Genomic DNA, 21933 nt, shown 5'->3' with positions numbered 1-21933 from the left:
CACAGTTGTGTTCCGCTCTTTTAGGAAAAACGCTTAACCGGTAAGGTACTGTTTTCCTGAGATATAAGGGAGTTTACGCTTCGAAGTTTCATCATTCTTATATCTTCGAAAATCAATCCTGCTCGCCGGTTTATAGAAACCGTCTTATTTGTTAACTTGGGACATTACTTCTTCTACGAAGTTGTCTACTTTTTTCTCAAGACCTTCACCCAGTTCGTAACGAACGAAACGACGGATGGAGATGTTTTCACCAATTTGGCTGATTTTTTCGTTCAGCAATTGAGAGATCGTTTTGTCTGGATCTTTAACGAAAGTTTGTTCCATCAGGCAGTACTCTTCGTAGTATTTACCGATACGGCCTTCAACCATTTTTTCAATGATTTTCTCTGGTTTGCCTTCGTTAAGAGCTTGAGCTTTCAGGATTTCTTTTTCTTTTTCCAGCTCATCTGCAGGAACTTCTTCGCGTGTAACGAATTTAGGATTAGCTGCAGCGATTTGCATAGCTACATCTTTAACGAAATCCTTAAATTGATCCGTTTTACCAACGAAGTCTGTTTCACAGTTAACTTCAACCAAGACACCAATACGTCCACCAGCGTGGATGTAAGATTCAACAACACCTTCAGTTGCTGCACGGCCTGCTTTGCTTGCTGCTGCAGAAAGACCTTTCTCACGCAACAATTCAGCTGCTTTTGTTACATCACCGTTTGCTTCTTCCAGTGCTTTTTTGCAATCGAGCATACCAGCGCCCGTTCTTTCGCGAAGTTCTTTTACTGCACTCGCATTAACTGCCATTATAATATTCCCTCCAAAATTAAGTATTGTACGTACACTCTAAAAAAAGGGCAGTGAGAGGTTATCCACCTGCCAACCACCCTTTTCATTTAGTTTATAACATATGTTCGAATCTATTAAGCGGAAGTTTCTTCGCCTTGGTTAGCTTCGATTACAGCGTCAGCCATTTTACCTGTCAGCAATTTAACAGCGCGGATCGCGTCGTCATTACCCGGGATAACATAATCAATCTCGTCCGGATCGCAGTTAGTATCAACGATACCTACAATTGGGATACCCAATTTGCGAGCTTCCGCAACAGCGATACGCTCTTTGCGTGGATCGATGATGAACAGGGCGCTTGGCAGGCCTTTCATATTTTTAATACCGCCCAAGAATTTCTCCAGACGATCTTTTTCTTTGCGAAGCAAGATTACTTCTTTTTTAGGCAATACAGCGAATGTACCATCTTCTTCCCAAGCTTCCAATTGTTTCAAACGATCAATACGTTTTTGAATAGTTTGGAAGTTAGTCAGGGTACCGCCGAGCCAGCGTTGGTTAATGTAGAATTGACCAGCACGTTCAGCTTCTTCTTTAACGGAATCTTGAGCTTGTTTCTTAGTACCCACGAAAAGAATTTTACCATTCTCTCCTGCGATTCCTTTAACGAAGTTGTAAGCTTCTTCAACTTTTTTCACCGTCTTTTGCAAGTCGATGATATAAATTCCGTTTCTTTCAGTGAAGATATAACGATCCATTTTTGGGTTCCAACGACGAGTTTGGTGACCGAAGTGTACCCCAGCTTCGAGAAGCTGCTTCATGGAGATTACTGCCATCTTCACACACCTCCTAATATGGTTTTTATTGTGTCCTCCGCCGGCATCATTTTTCGCCAAGACTCTCCATAAGGAAAGCACCCTCAACAAAATTAGCACATGCGTGTGTTTTAACACCGTTATCTAATATAGCATAACTGACTGTCCGATGCAACAGTCTTTAAAGCTAAAATCTACTTTTCGTTTTTTGCTAGTATCGAATCAAATAAAACTTGATATGTAACTCAATGCTAATTATTATCAAGCTTTGAAAATGTACCGTTTAAAATGCAAAAACCGTCCTGGCCGAGCATGCTCAGTTTGACGGTTCTTTCGTGATTTTTGCGATAATGGATTTGAAACTTTCGCCTTTTTCAAGCGCATAGGTACCCACTTGGATTTTGGTATTGATTCGCTCAGCTTTGCCAGCCTTTATGAATGCTTGAGCATCATCTACGATTCCCGCGGTTTTTAGGTTTGCTGCAACGATCGCCAGACTATTGCCTGAACGTACTTTGAATGATACTGTTGCGCCTTTCGGATTGCTTGGCGTTACAGGTTCTGTTGTCTTCGGCTCAGTTATCTCTTTTTGCCCTTCACCTTCGCTTGTAACAGGCTCTTGTGGCTTCTCAGGCTCTGCAGGTGTTTCCGTAGAGGTTACAGTGTCAGGCGGTGTTGCTGTTTTCCCTTGCAACTCACTGCTTTCCTGCTTTTTCTTCTCTACCCACTCAGCTTCTGTGTATAATTCCTCTTCAGAACCTACCAATTTCATATCCAGGCTTTTGGCGGCTGTTTCAAGCTGTTCTTTGGTCATATTCGCGGTTTGCTCGGGGTCCAGATTGCTATCCGACATTGCATTTTGTCCAACTGTGGCCAGTTGAAGCAAAACCGCACCAATAATCATGCCGCTCCCCAGACCAATCCATAAGGATCGCTTGTCCATGACTTAGCTCTCCTCCCGTTCCGCCAGTTGCAGTATTAACTGTACCTCACCACGCTGAATGCCTGTCTGCTTGGATATGGCATCCATCGACTTACCTTCAGCATGTAGATTAAAGAGTTCTGCATATCGATCTTTAATTGATTCACGTTGTGGCAAAGATTCAACATTGCTGGTCTGTATATCTGCTTCTAACGCCTGCTGAGCTGCCTCTGCTTGTACACTTTTCACAAGCGCTTGTGCTTGCAAACCTTCGGAAGCTTGTACAGGTACATTCGCTGAGTGTGGCACAGGTGATGCGACAGGTTCGTTTTTTTTGCTCTGTTCCAGCTGATCCAATCGTTGCTGTAGTTCCTGAAGTTGCATTTGCATACGTTGATCGGCTGCTGTCGCTTCTCCCTTCATCTCTGCCACACGTTGGATAAGAGCATCATTATCATTTTCGATCTCGGTCATGTAGTGTTCAAGCGTAGATTCCATCTCCTGCACCAGTTGATGCCCAGGCTCTTGCGCCTTGCTTTTTCGAGGCATAATATAAGCGTAGGCGATGGCGCAGGCCCCTAATATGACAATAATGATCCATGGTGACAAATTGGGTTCTCTCCTTCTGATTCAACCATCGGTGCGCAAGACTGCATGTCCATAACAACCATTTATTATAAAGACAGATCTATGTGTTTTCCTTTGTACGGGTGCTCGGCAGGTTTGACAATTTCTTGAGCCTGAGCAGTCTCCTGTCCATCGGAACCACTCTGCTGATCCCCATCATGGGTATGACCATCACGCACCGAAGTCTGTGAAGTTTCATCCATTGCTTCACTTCGTTGCCTTGCTTCATTTGCTTCTTTCGACGTTTGCTCTGCCAAAAGATTCTGATCCGTAATCGGTCGCTGCTGGGCTTCACTTTGATAACGTCCCGCTTCACTTGTTCGTGGTACCGCAATCTGCAACTCCACTGCTTTGAAACTCATACGCTCACCTCACGGTTTCGAATGGATTTCTTCCTGTGCCTGAATGCTGTACTTAAACGTATGGAACCATCGTAATATCGCCATCATGATAATAAAATGAAATTCGACTCACTGGATCTTTAATAAATTTCGTGTATCTGCCGATAACTATTTTAGAGCCTCCATAAATCATCTTCAGAATATCAACACGAGCCTTACTTGTATCCTCAAGTGCCTTCTCGATTTCAAAGATACGCATTTTCGTTTCTTCACTTATACGAAGAGCAGATTTCTGCGTAGCACTTAACTTGATTCGCATCGACATCTTATCCGGACTTAACTGTCCAGCGGCAGCTAACTGGTCCAACAATGTCAAAGCCTTCTTCGTTTTGTCCAAGGAGTCCATCTGTTCTCTGGCTTCCTTACGCAATTCATTCAGTTCGTTACGCAGCTTGGGTAGCACACCCACTTCAATGGAAGTGACTGTGGACATGCTGTTGCCCACAACACGCGCTGAGACGTTTTGACCAGCCTGGATCGAGCCACCAACGATAAGACCCTTGGTTCCCGCACAGATGACACCATGGCCAGCACGAATATTGGAATGCATAATACTTTGGGAAACCAGAACATCTTCACCAGCATCCACGTTGCCTTCTTGAATAAACGTACATTTAACATTATGGCCTGCTTGTACCAGACCTTTGTTATAACCAATAATACCACCGGTAATTTCGATTGAGCCGCCTGCTTCCAGTTCCGCTCCTTCGACACCACCGACGACACGAATGTCACCTGCTGCTTTTACTTTAAATCCGGTAAGTACATTGCCTCGTATGACAACCGTGCCTACAAAGTCGATATTACCGTTATTGTAATCAACGTCACCATTGACTTCATACACCGGAAACACATTAAGTTTGTTACCGTCGGTTTTGGTAACCAGACCATCCAGTGCAGCATACATCGCAGAACCATCCGGGTTAATCACAACGTTTTTTCCAACTTTAAACCGAGCTTCTTTTCCTGGGCGATAAGGAATTTCTTCACCCGTTACTGCTCTGCCTGGTATGCCCTCGTTAGGAGCGATTCGCTCTGCAATGATCTGACCACTACGAACATTGTTTAAGCGGGTCACTTCTTTGTAATCGACGGTTCCATCTTCCGATTCGAGCGGTCGCCGTTCGTCCATATCATCCATTCCAACCAGAATCTTGATGAATCCATCGGTTCCCTGAATAGGAGCAATCCCTTCGGCAATCTTGTATTTATCTTTTGAATAGGTTTCTGGGTTGCTCACAAAAAGCAGTAACGCCTCTCGCAATACACCTTGTTTGATGCCCTTGTTCCCCAAAAATTGTTCAAGTTCATCGATTGTGCAGGCAAAGCCTTCTTCCTCTTTGGAAAATTCAAGGTAGGCTGTGCATTTGTCGTCCGATAAAACAATGTTTAGACATTGTTCCAAAGCAGTCCGCTGTGTCACTGCAGTTCTTCCCCCTTTTAGACTTTCCACTCCCCAAACTCCAATGATATTACTTTTCTCTATTAATCTTTACGCATCAACAAATCTTTCTGTTTGTCCAACGTGCCGCGTAGTCGTAATATTGCCTTGGAATGTAACTGGGATATGCGAGACGGAGAAAGAGACATGACCTCCGCAATTTCACTAAGAGAAAGATCTTCGTAATACAAGAGTGAAACAACCGTTCTCTCTTTTACCGTCAACTTGTCAAGCCCCTGCACCAAAGCTTCCTTCAAATAAAACTCATTTACTTTATAATCCGGATTTTTGGCTTTCTCATCTACCATCAACGAAAGACGAGTCTCAGACTCTTCCTCACGAATGGGGTCCTCCAGCGAGCAAAGTGACATAACTGCCACTTCCTGAAGCATATGTTGAAAATCTTTAGTGGATACGTCCAGGTACTCGCTCATTTCCTCATCACTAACAGACCTGAGATAACTTTGTTCCAGCTGTTGGTAGGCGTCTTCGATTCGTTTGGCCTTCTCCCGCACAGAACGCGGAACCCAATCACCTTGACGCAGACCGTCAAGAATGGCTCCGCGGACCCTCCATGATGCATACGTTTCAAATTGCAGACCACGTTCATAGTCGAACTTCTCCAATGCATCAATTAACCCCATAACGCCATTGCTCTCCAAGTCATCCTTGGGAACATTTTTGGGCAAACCAACAGCCAGTCGACCGGATACATAATTTACAATATGAAGATACTTCTCAATCAAAGTTTTTTTGGCTTCAAGATCTCCATGTTCTTTCCACTTTTCCCATAGATCAGAATGGTTCAAATGTGAAGCTTTACGCTCGTTCAATTGCTTTCACCCTCCTTATTTGTCTGTCAGGTGACGAACGGCCTGCGCCAATTCCTCCGGATCCTTGGTCCGGACAAGTTTAGGCGGATCCAAAGGGGCGAATCCCGTTGGAGCTTTCGTCTCAGATGGCGGAAGATCGTCCCCAGATGAAGCGTTCTGTCCACTCTTGAGCAAATCATTCAGCTCTTGTCCATCGTCTTCGATTTTGATGTCCACCTGTGAACCTCTTTGATCTTGAGCACTTGGTGAATCATAACCATATCCATTTCCCTCGATCTGAGGGTTCAGCAGCAATCCCAATCCCCAGCGTAAACCATATGCAAGGACAAACCAGGCTACGAATCCGATCAATCCGCGAATTAAACTGGTCATCAGCACATTGCTGCTGTATGCTACAAAAAAAGTAAGAATAAACCCAACGATGCCTGCTCCAAGATTAATGCGGTAGTTTCCTATCATAGTCTTATAGTTCCTTTACACCCATTTGTACACTTCGAATAGTCAAAAGTCCAGTTTCACAGTCCATCTCAATCGTTCGTCCATAATTCCCACCCGTATCTTCTGCTAGAAGAGGGATATTGAGTTTTTGAAGCCACTCTCGACAAGAATCTGCATTCCTTGGTCCAATGCGCATTGTATCTCCAGCGCCAGCAAAGGCAAACATCTGAGAGCCTCCGGCCATTTTAGACACAATACGTGAGTGAGAAGCGCCTAATTTTATCATCTTTTCCAAAAGCTCAGGCAACGCCGTATCCGCATATTTCGCAGTGTTCAATTTCCCTTCACGGGCGATCTCTGAAGTAGGAAGCATGACATGCGCCATTCCAGCCAGCTTCAAATGTGGGTCATACATTGTTAATCCCACACACGAACCCAAGCCAGTCGTACGGATTACACCAGGAAGATGAGCGATGTTTAAATCCGCCATACCGACTTTAACGACGCTTTTGTCCTCAATCATGGCTCAGCGGCACCCCTAGCGATTCAAATATCTTTGCAAAGGATGGTGGATCCGGAATGAGGAAAAACTGACCCTCAACTTGATCTTCACCTTCAAAGAAAGATGTGTCAATCAATAATGCAGCGTCACCCATCTCGCCAAATTGCAGCAAGCCATAACTTAGAATGGCACCTGCCATGTCGATCGCAAGTCCAGGAACAGTTGGATACATGGACAACTTCGTGAAATCTGCCAAAGAAGAAAGATATGATCCAGCCAAAATATTTCCAATCTCGGAAAGCGCTGATTGTTCCATATCTGTAAAAGCGAGTCCTTCTTTCAGATCAAACCCGGCAAGTCTATTCAACAACATTTTAGCAGCCTCTGGTGTCATCATAAAGAAAAGATTTCCCGGTGCTTCGCCTTCTACACGAAGAAACACGGTAACCACGATGCGTTCATCTCCGCCCACTTTTTCGGCAACTTCTTCAAAAGGGAGCATTTGTACTGTAGGTACACCCATGTCAATCGGTCTGTTGAGGAGTTGAGACAACGCCGTTGCGGCGTTGCCTGCTCCAATGTTACCGACCTCTTTGAGCACATCCATCTGGAATACCTCAAATCGGTTGAACATCTCCACGGTACTAGCCCTCAACACTTTCCAGCTGTACAATCTCGCTTTTATTTAATACTTCGTTTAGGTTGAGCATAATCAACAAGCGTGAATCCTCCAATTTAGCAACACCTCGCAGGTATCTCGCTTTGACGCCGCCAACCACTTCTGGTGGGCTATCGATCGCACTGCTCTTGATATCAATAACATCATTAGCAGAATCTACGATGAAGCCAACTTGCATGTCGTCTACACCTACGATAACAATACGAGTCTGATCCGTGTATTCCGTTTCCGGAAGGGAGAAACGACCGCGTAGATCTATGACTGGAATTACAACACCGCGTAGATTAATAACTCCTTTTACAAAGGAAAGTGTCTTGGGAACACGGGTAATTGGCATCATGCGCTCAATCGTCTGAACCTTGTCTACCTCAATACCATACTCTTCGGAACCCAATTTAAAGACGATGACTTTCAACTCTTCTTCCATGTAAAAAACCTCCCTATTAAATGTAAGACTTCGCTCTATGCTTATTTAATAAATGCATTAGGATCAAGAATCAGGGCTACTTGTCCATCTCCGAGAATGGTTGCTCCAGAGATTCCTTCAATACCAGGAAGATAGGTTCCCATTGATTTGAGAACAATCTCACTTTGTCCAATAAATTCTTCAACAGCTACAGCTGCAAGACGGTCGCCTTTGCGAATCACGACAATTTCTGTTTCCTGCTCATCAGCGTCATTGAAATCCGGTACGGAGAAAACTTCGCTCAAGGACAAATACGGAATCAGTGACTCACGGAACGTGATCATTTTATTGCCGTGAATATTACGAACTTGCTCACGTTGTACAATGGCCGTCTCTACAATGGAGGATAACGGAACAGCGTATTTCTCCGAACCAAGTCGTACAAGCATTGCAGCAATAATGGATAGTGTCAACGGAAGCTGAACAGAGAAGTTTGTGCCTTTGCCTGGAGTTGAATGAATCGTTACATTACCGCCAAGCGAAGTGATCTTCGATTTTACTACATCCAAGCCAACACCCCGGCCGGAGATATCCGAGATAATATCAGCAGTACTAAAACCAGGTGCGAACAACAGTTGATTCACTTCATCGTCACTCATCTTGGCACCTTGTTCTTCGGTTACAACACCACGTTTGATCGCGGTTTTCAAAAGCTTGTCGCGATAGATACCTTTACCATCATCTTCAATCTCGATAAATACGTGATTTCCACTGTGGAAGGCACGCAGGTTTACTGTACCCATCTCTGGTTTACCTGCAGCTACACGCTCTGCGATGGATTCCACGCCATGGTCAACCGCGTTACGCAGTAAATGCACAAGCGGATCACCAATCTCATCAATTACCGTACGGTCCAGTTCCGTCTCGGCACCTGTAATGACCAGATCAATTTTTTTATCAAGTGTCTTAGCCAGATCACGGATCATACGCGGGAATCTATTAAATACGTTATCTACCGGAACCATCCGCAGTTTCAGTACAATATTTTGCAAATCTGTGCTAACTCGACTTAAATGAGCTACTGTATCGGATAAATCATTGTTGCCTGTCTCACTGGCCAGTTGCTCCAGACGTGAACGGTCAATCAACAATTCACTGAACAGGTTCATCAATACGTCGAGACGTTCAATATCCACACGAATGGTACGTGAAGGTGCAGCAGCTTGCTTCGGTGCAGCTGCTTTCGCTGGCGCTGTCGTGGCTTCTTCTTTGGATACAGAATTCTTATCCGGCGAAAGAACCTCAGCTACAGCTGTTGGTGCGGGTGGCGCTTCAACTGTAGCTGCTACCTGATTGGCCATCTGCTGAAGAGTCTCCTGATCCAATTGAATGAGCTTTGCACTTTCAATTTCAGAGATACTCATGATGCCTTCTTCCAGTTCGTGCGCCTCTTTAGTTGTTATGTAATACAACGAGAAACTGCGCTCAAACTTCTCCTGCTCAATATCCTGAACGGATGGGTAAGCCTTAACGACTTCACCTGAACGTTCCAGCATATCAAAGACCATATAAGCCCGTACACCTTTTAGCTGGCTATGCTCGCTAACAAGCACATCCACGTAGAACACACGATGACCTTCGGCGATCGACTGATCCAGCACTGAATATTGGAATTCATCCAGCTCCACAGCCGAAGAGATTGAAGCGTTAGCCGGCTTGTTTGTTTCCGTAGCAGGTCCATCTCCGCTTGTTATTTCACCATTTTCAATGGCCTGAAGTGAAGCTACGATTGACGACACATCTGCTTTACCTTGTCCACCTTGGGTAATATCCTGAACCATGGTTTCCAAAGCGTCCAGACTCTTGAACATGGTATCAAAAATGTAATCCTGCATTTTCAATTTCTCATTACGAACCAGATCCAACACATTTTCCATTTTATGTGTCAGTGATGCCAAATCTTCAAAGCCCATAGTTGCTGCCATACCCTTCAAGGTATGAGCAGAGCGGAATATAACCTGAACTATGCCCAGGTCTTCCGGATTGCCTTCAAGTTGAAGCATGTTTTCGTTAAGCGATTGCAGATGATCATTAGACTCATCAATAAACATGGATAAATATTGGTTCATGTCCATTGTGAGGCACCTCCTCCGTGAGTTACACTCCGTTATTTCACTGCTTGAACAAGTTTAGACGCAATCTCCTGCAATGGCAGAAGATGACGAACGCATTGCAGCTCTACAGCAGAACGCGGCATACCATATACAACACATGTTTCTTCATTCTCGGCAAAGGTTGATGTAACTCCAGCTTCGTATAATCTCTTCATCATACGTGCTCCATCACTTCCCATTCCCGTCAGCAAAACAAGATGTCTTTGTAAAGATGTAAACGGCAGAAGTGACTCAAACATCGTATCCACTGAAGGTCTATGTCCATTCACTGGTTGATCTTCAGTCAGCTTCACGATAAACTTCCCGTCTGCTGTTTTGTTAACTTTCACATGAAATCCGCCGGGTGCTATATAGGCGGTTCCTTTTTTCAGAACCATGCCCTCTTCAGCTTCAACCACATGCAGTGGACTGAATGTATTCAATCGTTGAGCCAGAGAACGTGTGAAATTGGGCGGCATATGCTGCACAATAATGACCGGTGCAGGCAAATCAGCAGGCAACTGCTCAAGCAATGTCTTGAGAGCCCTCGGTCCACCCGTAGAACAACCTATTGCCACAAGTTTGTTGAATGGTCCTTCCAGCCCCCCTCCACCTTTGGGGACAGGATTAGGCTTGATTACATCCTTGGCTTTTGCAGAGGCAGAAGTTGCCGCTATTTGATCAGCTGCCACTCTAGCTGCATTAGGTAGTCCAACTTCCTTTGGAGTCTGTACTGGATTAGCTGACCTCACTGCTTTTTCTGCCTTCGTCCCCAAATTACGCTCAGCCTTCGGCAAAGTCTCCGGTTTATTCTCTACGCGACCTGGTTTTGAAGGTGACAATAGTTCAATTGGTTTCTTTGACTTGGCCTGAAAGGCTTCAGTCCGTTCTCGAAGAGAGCTTTGACTCGTCTGGACAGGTTCGATCGTTTTTTTCACAGGCTCCGCTCGATCCCTGGCCGGTATTTCTTTCTGAACTGGCTGAGTTGGGGGAGCAACTGCTCCTCGCAACATGTCTCTATTTTTCATCGATAACTCACGATCAGCTTTTCGTTTGATCTCATTCATCGCAGCACGCATGCGCTCAACCAAGGCTTTACCGACTTGAGCAATATCCTGATCATGTGAAATAGATGGTTTGCGAATGAAGTCAAATGCCCCGGCTTCAAGCGCCATAATGGTTTCTTTCATGCCTTGTTCATTGATACCAGAGAGCATAATCACAGGAACGAAGGATTCCTTCATAATTGATTTTAATGCATCCAACCCATTCATTTCGGGCATCTCAACGTCCATTGTAATAATATCGGGTTTCAATTCTACTGATTTTTGAATCGCTTCTCTACCGTTTGATGCCGTTGCCGTGACCTTGAATTCCGGATCCGCCTGGATTAAATCCGTAACGATCTTACGCATAAAAGCGGAATCATCGACAACCAATACTTGATACACCGCCATGTTGTGTCACCCCTGTTTCCTTTATTCAGAAATCATGTTGTCCGTTTAAGCCACTTATTCATAAATCCCCTGATTCCTGTCAAGGTTCCGGATCCCGGAGTTGCAGGTACAGCCAGATAACGAAGAGCAAGTTTCTCTATATCTTTGGAGGCTTTGGCATTGGGATAAGCCAGACTATAGGGCATTTGCCTCTTAACCGCCTTGACTACCTGGGCGTCTTCCGAGATATACCCAAGCAGCGGAATATCCGTCTGCAAAAACCGCCTCGCCACTCCAGCTATTTTATCTGCCACCCGTTCCGCTTCTCGTTCGTCTTCCACCCGATTAACGATCATCCGAAAGGGCGTAGCATTTTCCTGGCCGTGCATAACTTTGACTAAAGCATAAGCATCGGTTATTGAAGTCGGTTCAGGTGTGGTTATAATCAGGCATTCATCGGCAGCACCGATGAACTTCATATTCTCTCTGGAGAGTCCTGCCCCAGTGTCAAAGATGACATAATCCATTTCCTGGGCAATATCCTCGACTTGACTGGCGAAGAACTCCAGATCACGATCAGACAATGAGAACAACTCTTTCATGCCCGATCCTCCAGCAATGTAAGGCAAGCCGCTGGCACCCAGTTGTATGATTTCCCTTATAGATTTTTGTCGGTACAATAGGTGGTAAAGATTATAGGAAGAAGACGTACCCATAAGAACATCAATATTAGCCATTCCAATATCGGCATCAAACACAAGTACCTTTTGCCCCAAAGCCTGCAATGCCAAGGCAAAGTTCAGTGTGAAATTTGATTTACCAACACCTCCCTTACCACTGGCCACAGTAATGATTTTAGAGGATCGAATATCTCGCTCAATGCCTTCCAATTCCAATGGCGCGGAGACCATACTTCGAAGTGCAGCTGCCTGATCCTTCATTGTGACCATTCTCCCAGCAACTGTTTAGACAAAGAATCTGCATCCGGCTTCAACAAATCGTCTGGAACATTTTGTCCATTTGCCACATATGCGAGCTTGAGTGGAAAACGGTGCAACAAGTTAAATAGCGGACCGCAGCTCCCAGTCTCATCCATTTTGGTGAAAATCACCTTATCCAGACCATATTTGCTGAAATGTTCCGTGATCTGAACCATATCAGCACTTTTGGAAGTCATACTCATGACCAGAAAGGTTTCACTATTCTCTACAGGAGCAAGCAAACTTTGCAGTTCTGAAACAAGTAACTCATTTCTGTAGTTTCTACCCGCTGTATCCATAAAGATCAAATCACAATTCTCTAATCGAGAAATGGCACGTTGTGTATCACCGGGCGATTGTACCACCTCAAGTGGAACATTCAGTATAGATGCATATGTTCTAAGCTGTTCTACCGCCGAGATCCGATACGTGTCTGATGTAATGAATCCAACTTTACGCTGTTTTTTGAACATTTGTTCAGCAGCCAATTTTGCAATTGTCGTAGTTTTACCTACACCTGTTGGTCCAGCTACATAGACGATTCGCGTGGTAGGAAGAATGCCTTCTTCAATACGTTGCTCCAAAAAGTGCATGACCTCTAGCTTCACTACTTTTTCTACATCCTGTTCTATCAGTCCATTCTCAGACCATTTTGCTTGAATTGAATCAAACCAGGATTCCCATACTTCAGGCCAAACCTCTTGTTCTGTCAAGCGTTCTCGGATTGTATGCAGTTCCTCTGGCACAGGGTCCACAGAAGTACCTTGCTTTGAAAGCCTGGTCACCATCTGTTTAAGATCCTGCAATTCAGTCATCAACTTATCCTGCTGCAGCTCTGAACCTGTTGGCTTCGAACCAGTTGTTGAACCCGAAAAATCCGCCCCTTGCGGTCGCGGTTTATGATCCGTGCTCGAAGAACCTGAGCCGCTGTCTATGTCTGAACCGATATTACGCGATTCAAACACAGACGGCGCAGCCGCAGATTGGTCCTGTACACTTTGATCAGCTGTATTCGTTGTAGCCGACTCATCAGAAGCCGCAACAAACGAACGAGCTGTTTGCCGATAAGCCTCAGGTACAAATGCACGAGGTACAGGTGTGAATTGATTTTGTACTGGCTTTGTTGTTTGCTTGTTTTCTTCCTTATCCACTGCAGCTACAACTTCGATCCGTTTTTTGCGAAACATTCCCATCACACCGCCCACCTTAATCTCTTTGGTGGACAGAATCACGGCATCACTTCCCAGGTCTTTGCGAATTTGAAGCATAGCTTCGGGCATGGTCTCAACAACGTATTGTTTTACTCTCATAAGTTCACCACCCCGATACTTTGAATTTCAACATTCGGCTCCAACTCGCTGTAGGAAAGCACAGGAATGTCCTGCATAGTACGTTCAATAACTTGACGCAGATACATCCGAATGGTTGGAGAAGTTAATACAACAGGTTGTTGACCTGATTGAATCAAACGGTTCACTTGTTCACTGAGCTTCTGATATACACTTTGTGTAGATACAGGGTCTAGAGCAAGGTAACTGCCTTGATCCGATTGTTGCACACTTTCAGCAATTTTCTTCTCAAGACCGGGTCCAACCGTGATTACTCGCAGTGTCTCACCTTTCTGTGAGAACTGCTGAGTAATCTGACGTGAGAGGGATTGTCTGACGTATTCAGTCAGCACATCAGGATCCTTCGTATACGTACCATAGTCAGCCAGTGTCTCGAAGATGGTAACCATATCCCGAATAGATATTTTCTCACGCAATAACTTGGCAAGCACTTTCTGTACATCACCAATGGAAAGTAGAGAAGGGATCAGTTCATCCACAAGGGCAGAATAGTTCTCTCTGAGATTATCCACAAGTGCTTTTGTCTCTTGTCTTCCAAGTAACTCATGCGCATGCTTCTTAATCAGTTCCGTCAGATGTGTAGCCACAACGGACGGCGGATCAACGACCGTATATCCTGCAAGTTCCGCTCTGTCTTTGGTTACTTCATCAATCCATAGTGCTGGAAGTCCAAAAGCAGGCTCCGTCGTTTCAATACCTGTCACAGACTCCTCATCATAGCCAGGACTCATGGCAAGGTAATGATTCAACAACAGTTCTCCGCCGCCTACCACATTACCCTTGATTTTGATTACATACTCATTGGGTCTGAGCTGGATATTATCTCTAATCCGTATGACCGGAACGACCAACCCCAGTTCAAGAGCACACTGCCTCCGAATCATAATGATCCGATCCAATAAGTCTCCACCTTGCTGATTATCAGCAAGCGGGATTAAACCATAACCAAATTCAAACTCAATAGGGTCCACCTGAAGCAGGTTAATCACACTTTCAGGACTTCTAACCTCTTCAATCTGCTGTTCTTCTTCCAGCTGTTCTTCCGCTTCCTGTTTCAAATTCAAATTATTCTGCATGCGCCATGCGGCAAATGCCAACACACCTGCCAATGGAAGTGTAGTAATAACATGAATCGGCGTGAAGAAACCAAGCATGGCAATGACAAAAGCTACAATGTAAATGAGGATCGGGTATGTAAACAGTTGCCCCGTAATATCATCTGCCAAGTTTCCTTCGGATGACGCTCTGGTAACGATAAGTCCTGCTGCTGTGGAAATAAGCAGAGCAGGGATTTGGCTTACCAATCCATCTCCAATAGTCAATACAGAGTACGTTGACATTGCATCTGCGAAAGCCATCCCATGCACAGTCATACCGATAATAAAACCACCAATGAGATTGATCAGGAGGATAATAATACTAGCAATTGCGTCACCTTTTACGAATTTACTTGCTCCATCCATCGCTCCATAGAAATCGGCTTCACGTTCAATTTTGGAACGACGTTCACGAGCTTGTTGCTCGTTGATCAGACCCGCATTCAGATCCGCATCAATACTCATTTGTTTACCAGGCATCGCATCGAGGGTAAATCGGGCAGCAACTTCAGCTACGCGTTCAGAACCCTTTGTAATAACGATAAACTGAACGACAACGAGGATCAAAAACACGATAAATCCAATCGCAATTTGCCCTCCAGCAATCCAGCTACCAAAGGTAGCAACTACGGCTCCGGCATTTCCATCACCAAGGATTAGCTTGGTTGTCGAAATGTTCAGTGCCAGTCGGAATAGTGTAGTGATCAACAGCAAAGCTGGAAAAATGGAAAACTGCAACGCTTCTTTGCTGTTCATAGCGACAAGGAGTATCATCAGTGCAATTGAAATATTGACGACCAGCAACAAGTCCAACAGCCAGGGCGGGATCGGGAGAATCATCATTAACACAATACCAATGATACCCGCAAGGACAGATATATCTTTAATTTTCAATGAATGTACGGCCTCCGATCCCCTTTTATTTCGTTCTGCCCTTTAGTTTATATACATAAGCCAGCACTTCAGCTACAGCTTGAAACAAATCGGCCGGTATAGCGTCACCAATCTCGGCTCTCTGGAACAATGCCCGTGCCAGCGGCTTGTTTTCCATCGTAATAACACCGTTTTCTTTTGCAATTTCCCTAATACGCAAGGCGACATAATCCTGACCTTTGGCAATAATCTGTGGTGCCTCCATCTCGGAACCTTCATACTTTAATGCAACCGCAAAGTGAGTTGGGTTCGTAATGATTACATCCGCATTCGGTACTTCCTGCATCATACGCTGCATAGCCATACGACGCTGACGTTCCCGGATTTTACCTTTGATCAGCGGGTCACCCTCCATTTTCTTGTACTCATCCTTAATGTCTTGCTTGGACATACGGATCTTCTTCTCATGATCATACTTCTGATACATGTAATCAAATATCGCAAGTATCATTAATGCCACTGCAATCTTGATACCAAGACTTAAAGTGATCGACGCTGCGAAATGTAATATAGCATCCAATGAAAAATGAGAAAGTGAAGCAATATCTGACTGGTAGCCCTTAATTGTACTGTAAACGAGATAACCGATAATCGACATTTTCAAAATGGATTTAGCAAATTCCACTAATGAGCGGAGAGAGAATATATTTTTGAAACCTTTAATCGGGTCCAGTTTCTCAAGTTTTGGCTTCAAACCTTCCCCTACAAGAAGAAAACCAACTTGCATGTAGTTAACGATCAAAGCAACCAGTAACGCACCCAGCAAAACGGGAGCGATCAATAACAAAACTTCAATGCCATAACGCATCATAAGCGCCATAACATTCTCTCCGGTGATTTCCATACTCAATCGATTGATGAAGATATCTGTAAACAGACGAACGATACGTTCTTTATAGAAATTGCTGAATACCATCATGATCAAAAACGCGAACAGGAGAATGGATGCGCCAGATAGTTCAGCGCTTTTTACAACCTGTCCTTTTTTTCGTGTATCCTGTCTCTTTTTCGGGGTAGCTTTCTCCGTCTTCTCCCCTGAAAACAACTGGAGGTCGAGTTGAAGTTTCATCCGTGTCTTTTCCTCCGTTTCACTCAGCCGGGCCTTTGTCCAATGGTTCCAAGCAATTTTTCCATCGATCTGAATATCGCTTCGAACAATTGACTAAATACAAAGGAGAAACTGGGAACCAGCAAAAGCAAAATAGCAAGACCAACGAGTAACTTAAGTGGCAATCCAACTGCAAATACATTAAATTGAGGAGCAGTTTTGGCCAAAAAACCCAATCCGACATCCGTCAAAAACAACGCAACTACAATCGGGGCCGACATCTGAAAAGCCAGCATAAATGATTGACCTAAGGTCTGAATCAAAAATTCAGCAATACTTCCACCTGCCAACCGTAGGAAAAATACATTAGATAATGGTACCCACCGGTAACTGTAAACTATCGCATCCAGCAAATAATGGTGTCCATTCATCGTCAGAAACAAAAGCATAGCAAATGCATACTTCAAGTTACCCGTAAGTGGCGCTGAAGCCCCTGTCATTGGATCGTATACATTGGCCATACCAAAACCGATCTGCAGATCAATAAAGGTCCCTGCAGTCTGAACAGCCGTCATCAACAGATAAGCCACAAAACCTAAAAGCAAGCCTATTAGAATCTCTCTGATGATCAACAAAACGTAGCTCAGGTCTGTGGGTACCGTCTGATTTATTCCATAGATTAGATAAACAGACAATGTGACAAATGCAGAGATACCAATTTTAACTGAAGTCGGCACATTTCGAGCTGAAAAAACCGGCGCAGTTACAAAAAATGATGTGATTCGACAAAACATAAGCAGAGCGACAGGGAAACTTTGCAATAATGTCTCCATCTGCTAAAGCCTACCCTATGTATCTGTATAGATTATCGAGAATGTTAAACGTAAAATCAGCCAGGATATTTAAGATCCAAGGTCCAAACAAAAGTACCGCCAGAAGTACGGCCACAATCTTGGGCACAAAAGCTAATGTTTGTTCCTGAATTTGAGTTGTGGCTTGAAAAATACTGATTGCAAGTCCTACAACCAGAGCTAGTATAAGCATGGGTGCACTGGCCAGCAATGACGTGTATACCGCTTTCCCGGCCAGACCGATAATAAATTCCGAAGTCATGACCGTCCTCCTTTAACTTTCCGGATCAAGTGTTAAAACTCAGTAACAGTGACTTGACAACCAGATACCACCCGTCCACAAGGACAAAGAGCAGTATTTTGAAAGGTAATGAGATCATGACCGGCGGAAGCATCATCATCCCCATTGCCATGAGTGTACTCGCGACAACAATGTCTATAACCAGAAACGGAATAAAAATCATAAATCCCATCTGGAATGCTGTCTTCAACTCACTGATTACATATGCCGGCACCATAACAGTAATTGGGATATCCTGGTATGTTTTTGGTTGTTCAGTCTGATTATATTTCATAAACAGCAATAGATCCTTTTCTCTCGTGTGAGTAAACATAAATTTCTTTATGGGATCCGCTGCTTTTTCTAGCGCCTCCGTTTGTGTAAGTTCTCCCTGAAGGTAGGGCTGAAGCGCTACCTGATTTATGGAAGACAACGTGGGTGACATAATGAAAAGTGTCAGAAATAGCGCTAAACCGACTAGCACCTGATTGGGTGGCATTTGCTGTGTACCCAAAGAGGTACGTACAAAACCTAGCACAATCACAATCCGAGTAAAACTGGTCATCAGCACCAGCATTGCCGGTGCAATACTAAGCACCGTAATTAACAGAATAATGGACAGTGAACTCGTGCTTGGTGTACCACCATCACCATTTCCGATTTGAATATCAATATTCGGAATGGGCTCGGCAAAGGCAACCGTGACCGATGCCAGACTGATAAGTCCCATCAAAAAACACGCTAACCAAATCTTTTTCTTCATGAATCCCTCGACCGATCTGTAGTATTGTCTTTATCCAGGAGCTTCTCCATCTTCTCTTTACGGTTAGGCATCTGCCGAAGTTTGGATTCAAACATTTCGTGAAAAGAAGTTGTGTCCTCCAGTTCCATTTCCCGCGGTGGTTCATCTTTACGGAAGCGTTTTGCGAGCTTGGTAATGAGAGGCGAGAGATTCCCTTGTTGAGCAGCAGCATCTCGTTCGAATGATTCAATGATTCTTTGCGCCTCTTCCAGATCCGAAACCTTATCTATCAACTGGATGTCTTCACCTACACCAATCAGATATACACTTCCACCAATTTCTATAATTTGCAGCGACTTGTTTTGTCCCAGTCCAACCCCGCCCAAAGTACGAATTGTGCCGTGACGGAACATTTGCTGATTCCGTTTGTTTAAGAACCGGATCAGATAAACAATAAGGACCAGGATGACGGCCAGGACAACAATCACCCATACAAGCTGTAAATAATAATTGGCTCCCGCGCCAGCTCCTTCTGGAAAATCACCCTGAGCCATCATCATGCCTCTTAAACGCCCAGTGTCTTGCTAATCGCTTCGATAACCCGATCAGATTGGAAAGGTTTAACAATAAAGTCTTTGGCACCTGCTTGAATAGCGTCGATTACCATCGCTTGTTGACCCATCGCGGAGCACATAATTACTTTAGCGTTAGCATCAATCTTCTTGATTTCTTTCAAAGCTGCAATGCCATCCATCTCAGGCATCGTAATATCCATTGTGATCAGATCTGGACGAAGCTCTTTAAATTTCTCAATTGCTTGTGAGCCATCCTGTGCCTCACCAACAACCTCATATCCATTTTTGGACAAAATGTCCCGGATCATCATTCTCATAAATGCAGCGTCGTCTACGACTAAAATTCGGTTTGCCATCTTGATTCAAGTCCTCCCTAAATTGTGCTTATTGTAATTTCTGAATTCGGTCCCATTGGCTAACGATATCTATAACACGAACACCAAAGTTTTCGTCAATAACTACAACTTCTCCCTTGGCGATCAGTTTGTTATTCACCAAAATATCGACAGGTTCCCCGGCTAACTTATCCAGTTCGACAATCGAACCCTGTGACAGTTCCAAAATATCTTTAATTTGCTTCTGGGTCCTTCCTAATTCTACGGTGACTTTAAGGGGAATGTCCATCAATAAATTCAAATTGTTTTCGTCTACCTGACCATACGCCCCATTTTGTAAATTGGCGAATTGAACTGGTTGTACGTTAACATTCCTATTTGGCATTCCACCGTAATGTTGTGGTGCACCATAAGGTTGCTGCGGGGGCATGCCATACGGCTGCTGTGGCGGCATTCCTTGCGGCATCCCCATCGGGGCCTGTCCATATCCGTTATAGTCCTGAACAGGCTGCTGAGGAGCCTGTGGGGGCTGCTGGTGTTGAACGGGTGGTTGTTCCGCAACCGGTGGTGGCGTTGCTGGTACAGCTGCTGGCGCAGGTTCAGGTGTTGATGCCACTGGTGCGCTGGCAGTTGACTCCTGAGCGCCTCCAATCAACATATCTACCATGTTTTTGGCAAAATGCACTGGAAGCAACTGCATCAGATTAGAATCGATCAGATCCCCGATTAACAAACGAAACGAAACTTGAATAAGGGTCTCATCAGCTGGAAGGTTACTTACACCCTCTCCACTCTCCAGATTGAGAATATCGATTCCCGGAGGGGAAATATTCACAAAACGATTAAAAATCGTGGACATTGAGGTTGCAGAGGAACCCATCATCTGGTTCATCGCTTCCTGTACCGCACTAATATGGATTTCATTCAGTTCTTCATCGACCGGATTTCCTTCGCCACCCAGCATCAAATCAGCGATGACTTGAGCATCTCTCTTCTTAATAACAAGTGAGTTAATGCCTTCGAATCCATCCACGTAATTCACATGAACGGCAACATGTGGCTTAGGAAAAGCTTCTTCAAACTGCGTTCGACTAATGATAGATACTTTAGGTGTTGTAATATCTACTTTGAGGCCTAATAGCGTGGATAAGGCTGTTGCCGCGCTACCAAATGTAATGTTACCAATCTCCCCCAAGGCATCCTGCTCCAGCTCGGTCAAAAAATCATCAACCGTCTTTTCAGCGGGTTCGGAGCTGTTTAGCGATTCCGATTGCCTGAGCAAAGCATCGATTTCTTCTTGGGATAAATAATCCTTACTCGTCAAATTCTTCAACTCCTTCGGTGACAATCTCGTCTATTTGCACAGCCACACGGTCCTTGATTGTCCCCGGACTGCCCATGTATTTCAGTTTGTCACCCACTTTAATGGAAAGTCCCTCACCAACTGGTTTGTTCAACGTAATGACATCACCAACGGACAGACCCAGAAATTCTGCAATTGAAATTCTGGATTCTCCCAATTCCGCAACGATGGGTAACTTGGCTTTGTTCACGCGCTCTCTTAGAGCATCATACTCTTCCGGAGCTCTCGTTTTCTTCTCCGAAACAAACCACTGATGAGTTGACAACCGTGACATAATAGGTTCAAGAACGACATGCGGTATACATAGATTGATCATGCCTGTCGTGTCACCAATTTTGGTACTGAGCGAGATCAGAGCAATGGTCTCATTGGGAGATACAATCTGCATAAATTGCGGATTGGTCTCGAGTGCTTCCATCCTCGGGGAAATATCCAACACGGTCTTCCATGCTTCTTGTAAACTTTCAAAAGCACGGCTGAATATTCGTTCCATAATGGTCGTCTCAATCTCAGTCATCGATGCAATCTTTGTTGGAGCACTCCCGGTTCCACCAAGCAGGCGATCCAACATCGCATATCCCACGTTCGGATGGACTTCCATCACCATTCGTCCCTGTAGTGGCTCCGCTTCAAAAATGTTCAATATCGTCATCTTAGGAATAGAACGGATAAACTCGTCATAAGGCAACTGTTCGACCTGAACGACATTGATTTGAACGAACGTCCGCAGTTGGGCTGAAAAATAAGTGGTGAGAAAGCGTGCAAAATTTTCGTGAATACGAGTCAAGCTTCGAATATGGTCTTTGGAAAAACGTACTGCCCGCTTAAAATCGTACGATCTGATTTTCTTTTGAGTTTCTTCCTTCTTCAATTCTTCTGCGTCCATTTCACCAGAAGAAAGGGCTGCTAATAGGGCGTCAATCTCATTTTGTGATAATACATCCACCATGTTC

General features: G+C 44.5%; 24 protein-coding genes. All 24 read right to left on the bottom strand.

The genetic code is table 11. The annotated features are described in order from the left end of the window. Positions 1-144: 144 nt before the first annotated feature. The 24 genes from tsf to fliM all read right to left on the bottom strand — a co-directional run bounded on the left by tsf (position 145) and on the right by fliM (position 21929). Positions 145-795, bottom strand: a complete 651-nt coding sequence (gene tsf, locus ABTV53_RS10590) for a translation elongation factor Ts (protein WP_124114084.1) — start codon at positions 793-795, stop codon at positions 145-147. Positions 796-911: 116 nt separating this feature from the next. Beyond that, positions 912-1610, bottom strand: coding sequence for a 30S ribosomal protein S2 (gene rpsB, locus ABTV53_RS10585; protein ID WP_017689155.1), 699 nt, complete (start codon positions 1608-1610; stop codon positions 912-914). Positions 1611-1905: 295 nt separating this feature from the next. Continuing rightward, positions 1906-2532 carry a hypothetical protein gene (locus ABTV53_RS10580; protein ID WP_433752793.1) on the bottom strand — a complete coding sequence of 209 codons (627 nt, stop codon included), beginning with the start codon at positions 2530-2532 and terminating at the stop codon, positions 1906-1908. A gap of 3 nt (positions 2533-2535) precedes the next feature. Beyond that, on the bottom strand, positions 2536-3120 hold the full coding sequence (locus ABTV53_RS10575) for a hypothetical protein (protein ID WP_433752791.1): 585 nt from the start codon (positions 3118-3120) through the stop codon (positions 2536-2538). A 65-nt stretch (positions 3121-3185) separates the two neighbouring features. After that, complete coding sequence (locus ABTV53_RS10570) at positions 3186-3500, bottom strand: hypothetical protein (protein ID WP_433752790.1); 315 nt, start codon at positions 3498-3500, stop codon at positions 3186-3188. Positions 3501-3552: 52 nt separating this feature from the next. Next, positions 3553-4962 carry a DUF342 domain-containing protein gene (locus ABTV53_RS10565; protein WP_433752788.1) on the bottom strand — a complete coding sequence of 470 codons (1410 nt, stop codon included), beginning with the start codon at positions 4960-4962 and terminating at the stop codon, positions 3553-3555. A gap of 62 nt (positions 4963-5024) precedes the next feature. Then, positions 5025-5813: a FliA/WhiG family RNA polymerase sigma factor gene (locus ABTV53_RS10560; protein WP_017689160.1), complete on the bottom strand. Its 789-nt coding sequence runs from the start codon at positions 5811-5813 to the stop codon at positions 5025-5027. A 15-nt stretch (positions 5814-5828) separates the two neighbouring features. Further along, positions 5829-6272, bottom strand: coding sequence for a hypothetical protein (locus tag ABTV53_RS10555; protein ID WP_017689161.1), 444 nt, complete (start codon positions 6270-6272; stop codon positions 5829-5831). Positions 6273-6276: 4 nt separating this feature from the next. Continuing rightward, positions 6277-6774 carry a chemotaxis protein CheD gene (locus ABTV53_RS10550; RefSeq protein ID WP_017689162.1) on the bottom strand — a complete coding sequence of 166 codons (498 nt, stop codon included), beginning with the start codon at positions 6772-6774 and terminating at the stop codon, positions 6277-6279. Continuing rightward, the gene (locus ABTV53_RS10545; RefSeq protein WP_091034987.1) at positions 6767-7387 is read right to left on the bottom strand and encodes a chemotaxis protein CheC; all 621 of its coding nucleotides are present in this window, start codon (positions 7385-7387) and stop codon (positions 6767-6769) included. The genes ABTV53_RS10550 and ABTV53_RS10545 overlap by 8 nt, the downstream gene beginning before the upstream one ends. A 10-nt stretch (positions 7388-7397) precedes the next feature. Continuing rightward, entirely contained in the window at positions 7398-7859 is a 462-nt protein-coding gene (locus ABTV53_RS10540) for a chemotaxis protein CheW (protein WP_036609340.1), read from the bottom strand. A 41-nt stretch (positions 7860-7900) separates the two neighbouring features. Next, entirely contained in the window at positions 7901-9973 is a 2073-nt protein-coding gene (locus ABTV53_RS10535; RefSeq protein WP_433752785.1) for a chemotaxis protein CheW, read from the bottom strand. Between the two features lie 32 nt (positions 9974-10005). After that, positions 10006-11448 (bottom strand): chemotaxis-specific protein-glutamate methyltransferase CheB, encoded by a 1443-nt coding sequence (gene cheB, locus ABTV53_RS10530; protein ID WP_433752783.1) that lies wholly within the window; start codon positions 11446-11448, stop codon positions 10006-10008. A gap of 32 nt (positions 11449-11480) precedes the next feature. After that, positions 11481-12368: a MinD/ParA family protein gene (locus ABTV53_RS10525; RefSeq protein WP_237175956.1), complete on the bottom strand. Its 888-nt coding sequence runs from the start codon at positions 12366-12368 to the stop codon at positions 11481-11483. After that, positions 12365-13717: a flagellar biosynthesis protein FlhF gene (gene flhF / locus ABTV53_RS10520; RefSeq protein ID WP_433752781.1), complete on the bottom strand. Its 1353-nt coding sequence runs from the start codon at positions 13715-13717 to the stop codon at positions 12365-12367. The genes ABTV53_RS10525 and flhF overlap by 4 nt, the downstream gene beginning before the upstream one ends. Continuing rightward, complete coding sequence (flhA, locus tag ABTV53_RS10515; protein WP_433752779.1) at positions 13714-15747, bottom strand: flagellar biosynthesis protein FlhA; 2034 nt, start codon at positions 15745-15747, stop codon at positions 13714-13716. The genes flhF and flhA overlap by 4 nt, the downstream gene beginning before the upstream one ends. 25 nt (positions 15748-15772) lie before the next feature. Further along, positions 15773-16855: a flagellar biosynthesis protein FlhB gene (flhB, locus tag ABTV53_RS10510; RefSeq protein ID WP_433752777.1), complete on the bottom strand. Its 1083-nt coding sequence runs from the start codon at positions 16853-16855 to the stop codon at positions 15773-15775. A gap of 23 nt (positions 16856-16878) precedes the next feature. Beyond that, positions 16879-17667: a flagellar biosynthetic protein FliR gene (gene fliR, locus ABTV53_RS10505; RefSeq protein ID WP_433752775.1), complete on the bottom strand. Its 789-nt coding sequence runs from the start codon at positions 17665-17667 to the stop codon at positions 16879-16881. Positions 17668-17677: 10 nt separating this feature from the next. Further along, entirely contained in the window at positions 17678-17947 is a 270-nt protein-coding gene (fliQ, locus tag ABTV53_RS10500; RefSeq protein ID WP_433752774.1) for a flagellar biosynthesis protein FliQ, read from the bottom strand. 25 nt (positions 17948-17972) lie between these two features. Next, positions 17973-18728: a flagellar type III secretion system pore protein FliP gene (gene fliP, locus ABTV53_RS10495; protein WP_433752772.1), complete on the bottom strand. Its 756-nt coding sequence runs from the start codon at positions 18726-18728 to the stop codon at positions 17973-17975. Further along, complete coding sequence (locus ABTV53_RS10490) at positions 18725-19261, bottom strand: flagellar biosynthetic protein FliO (protein ID WP_433754146.1); 537 nt, start codon at positions 19259-19261, stop codon at positions 18725-18727. The genes fliP and ABTV53_RS10490 overlap by 4 nt, the downstream gene beginning before the upstream one ends. 11 nt (positions 19262-19272) lie before the next feature. Beyond that, on the bottom strand, positions 19273-19638 hold the full coding sequence (locus ABTV53_RS10485; RefSeq protein ID WP_017689175.1) for a response regulator: 366 nt from the start codon (positions 19636-19638) through the stop codon (positions 19273-19275). A 28-nt stretch (positions 19639-19666) separates the two neighbouring features. After that, entirely contained in the window at positions 19667-20941 is a 1275-nt protein-coding gene (fliY, locus tag ABTV53_RS10480; RefSeq protein ID WP_433752771.1) for a flagellar motor switch phosphatase FliY, read from the bottom strand. Then, positions 20931-21929 (bottom strand): flagellar motor switch protein FliM, encoded by a 999-nt coding sequence (gene fliM / locus ABTV53_RS10475; RefSeq protein WP_433752770.1) that lies wholly within the window; start codon positions 21927-21929, stop codon positions 20931-20933. The genes fliY and fliM overlap by 11 nt, the downstream gene beginning before the upstream one ends. Between the last annotated feature and the right edge of the window lie 4 nt (positions 21930-21933).

This window comes from Paenibacillus amylolyticus (assembly GCF_050990605.1).
GTDB classification, from domain to species: Bacteria; Bacillota; Bacilli; order Paenibacillales; family Paenibacillaceae; genus Paenibacillus; species Paenibacillus amylolyticus_H.
This window is presented reverse-complemented; position numbering and strand designations above follow the sequence as displayed.

Coding starts and splice junctions, on each gene's coding strand:
- fliP (WP_433752772.1), bottom strand. CDS start 18,728: ATGAAGAAAAAGATTTGGTTAGCGTGTTTTTTGATGGGACTTATCAGT.
- fliR (WP_433752775.1), bottom strand. CDS start 17,667: ATGGAGACATTATTGCAAAGTTTCCCTGTCGCTCTGCTTATGTTTTGT.
- ABTV53_RS10570 (WP_433752790.1), bottom strand. CDS start 3,500: ATGAGTTTCAAAGCAGTGGAGTTGCAGATTGCGGTACCACGAACAAGT.
- tsf (WP_124114084.1), bottom strand. CDS start 795: ATGGCAGTTAATGCGAGTGCAGTAAAAGAACTTCGCGAAAGAACGGGC.
- flhF (WP_433752781.1), bottom strand. CDS start 13,717: ATGAGAGTAAAACAATACGTTGTTGAGACCATGCCCGAAGCTATGCTT.
- ABTV53_RS10485 (WP_017689175.1), bottom strand. CDS start 19,638: ATGGCAAACCGAATTTTAGTCGTAGACGACGCTGCATTTATGAGAATG.
- ABTV53_RS10525 (WP_237175956.1), bottom strand. CDS start 12,368: ATGAAGGATCAGGCAGCTGCACTTCGAAGTATGGTCTCCGCGCCATTG.
- ABTV53_RS10490 (WP_433754146.1), bottom strand. CDS start 19,261: ATGGCTCAGGGTGATTTTCCAGAAGGAGCTGGCGCGGGAGCCAATTAT.
- cheB (WP_433752783.1), bottom strand. CDS start 11,448: ATGGCGGTGTATCAAGTATTGGTTGTCGATGATTCCGCTTTTATGCGT.
- rpsB (WP_017689155.1), bottom strand. CDS start 1,610: ATGGCAGTAATCTCCATGAAGCAGCTTCTCGAAGCTGGGGTACACTTC.
- ABTV53_RS10550 (WP_017689162.1), bottom strand. CDS start 6,774: ATGATTGAGGACAAAAGCGTCGTTAAAGTCGGTATGGCGGATTTAAAC.
- ABTV53_RS10540 (WP_036609340.1), bottom strand. CDS start 7,859: ATGGAAGAAGAGTTGAAAGTCATCGTCTTTAAATTGGGTTCCGAAGAG.
- fliQ (WP_433752774.1), bottom strand. CDS start 17,947: ATGACTTCGGAATTTATTATCGGTCTGGCCGGGAAAGCGGTATACACG.
- flhB (WP_433752777.1), bottom strand. CDS start 16,855: ATGAAACTTCAACTCGACCTCCAGTTGTTTTCAGGGGAGAAGACGGAG.
- fliM (WP_433752770.1), bottom strand. CDS start 21,929: ATGGTGGATGTATTATCACAAAATGAGATTGACGCCCTATTAGCAGCC.
- ABTV53_RS10580 (WP_433752793.1), bottom strand. CDS start 2,532: ATGGACAAGCGATCCTTATGGATTGGTCTGGGGAGCGGCATGATTATT.
- ABTV53_RS10555 (WP_017689161.1), bottom strand. CDS start 6,272: ATGATAGGAAACTACCGCATTAATCTTGGAGCAGGCATCGTTGGGTTT.
- ABTV53_RS10535 (WP_433752785.1), bottom strand. CDS start 9,973: ATGGACATGAACCAATATTTATCCATGTTTATTGATGAGTCTAATGAT.
- ABTV53_RS10545 (WP_091034987.1), bottom strand. CDS start 7,387: ATGTTCAACCGATTTGAGGTATTCCAGATGGATGTGCTCAAAGAGGTC.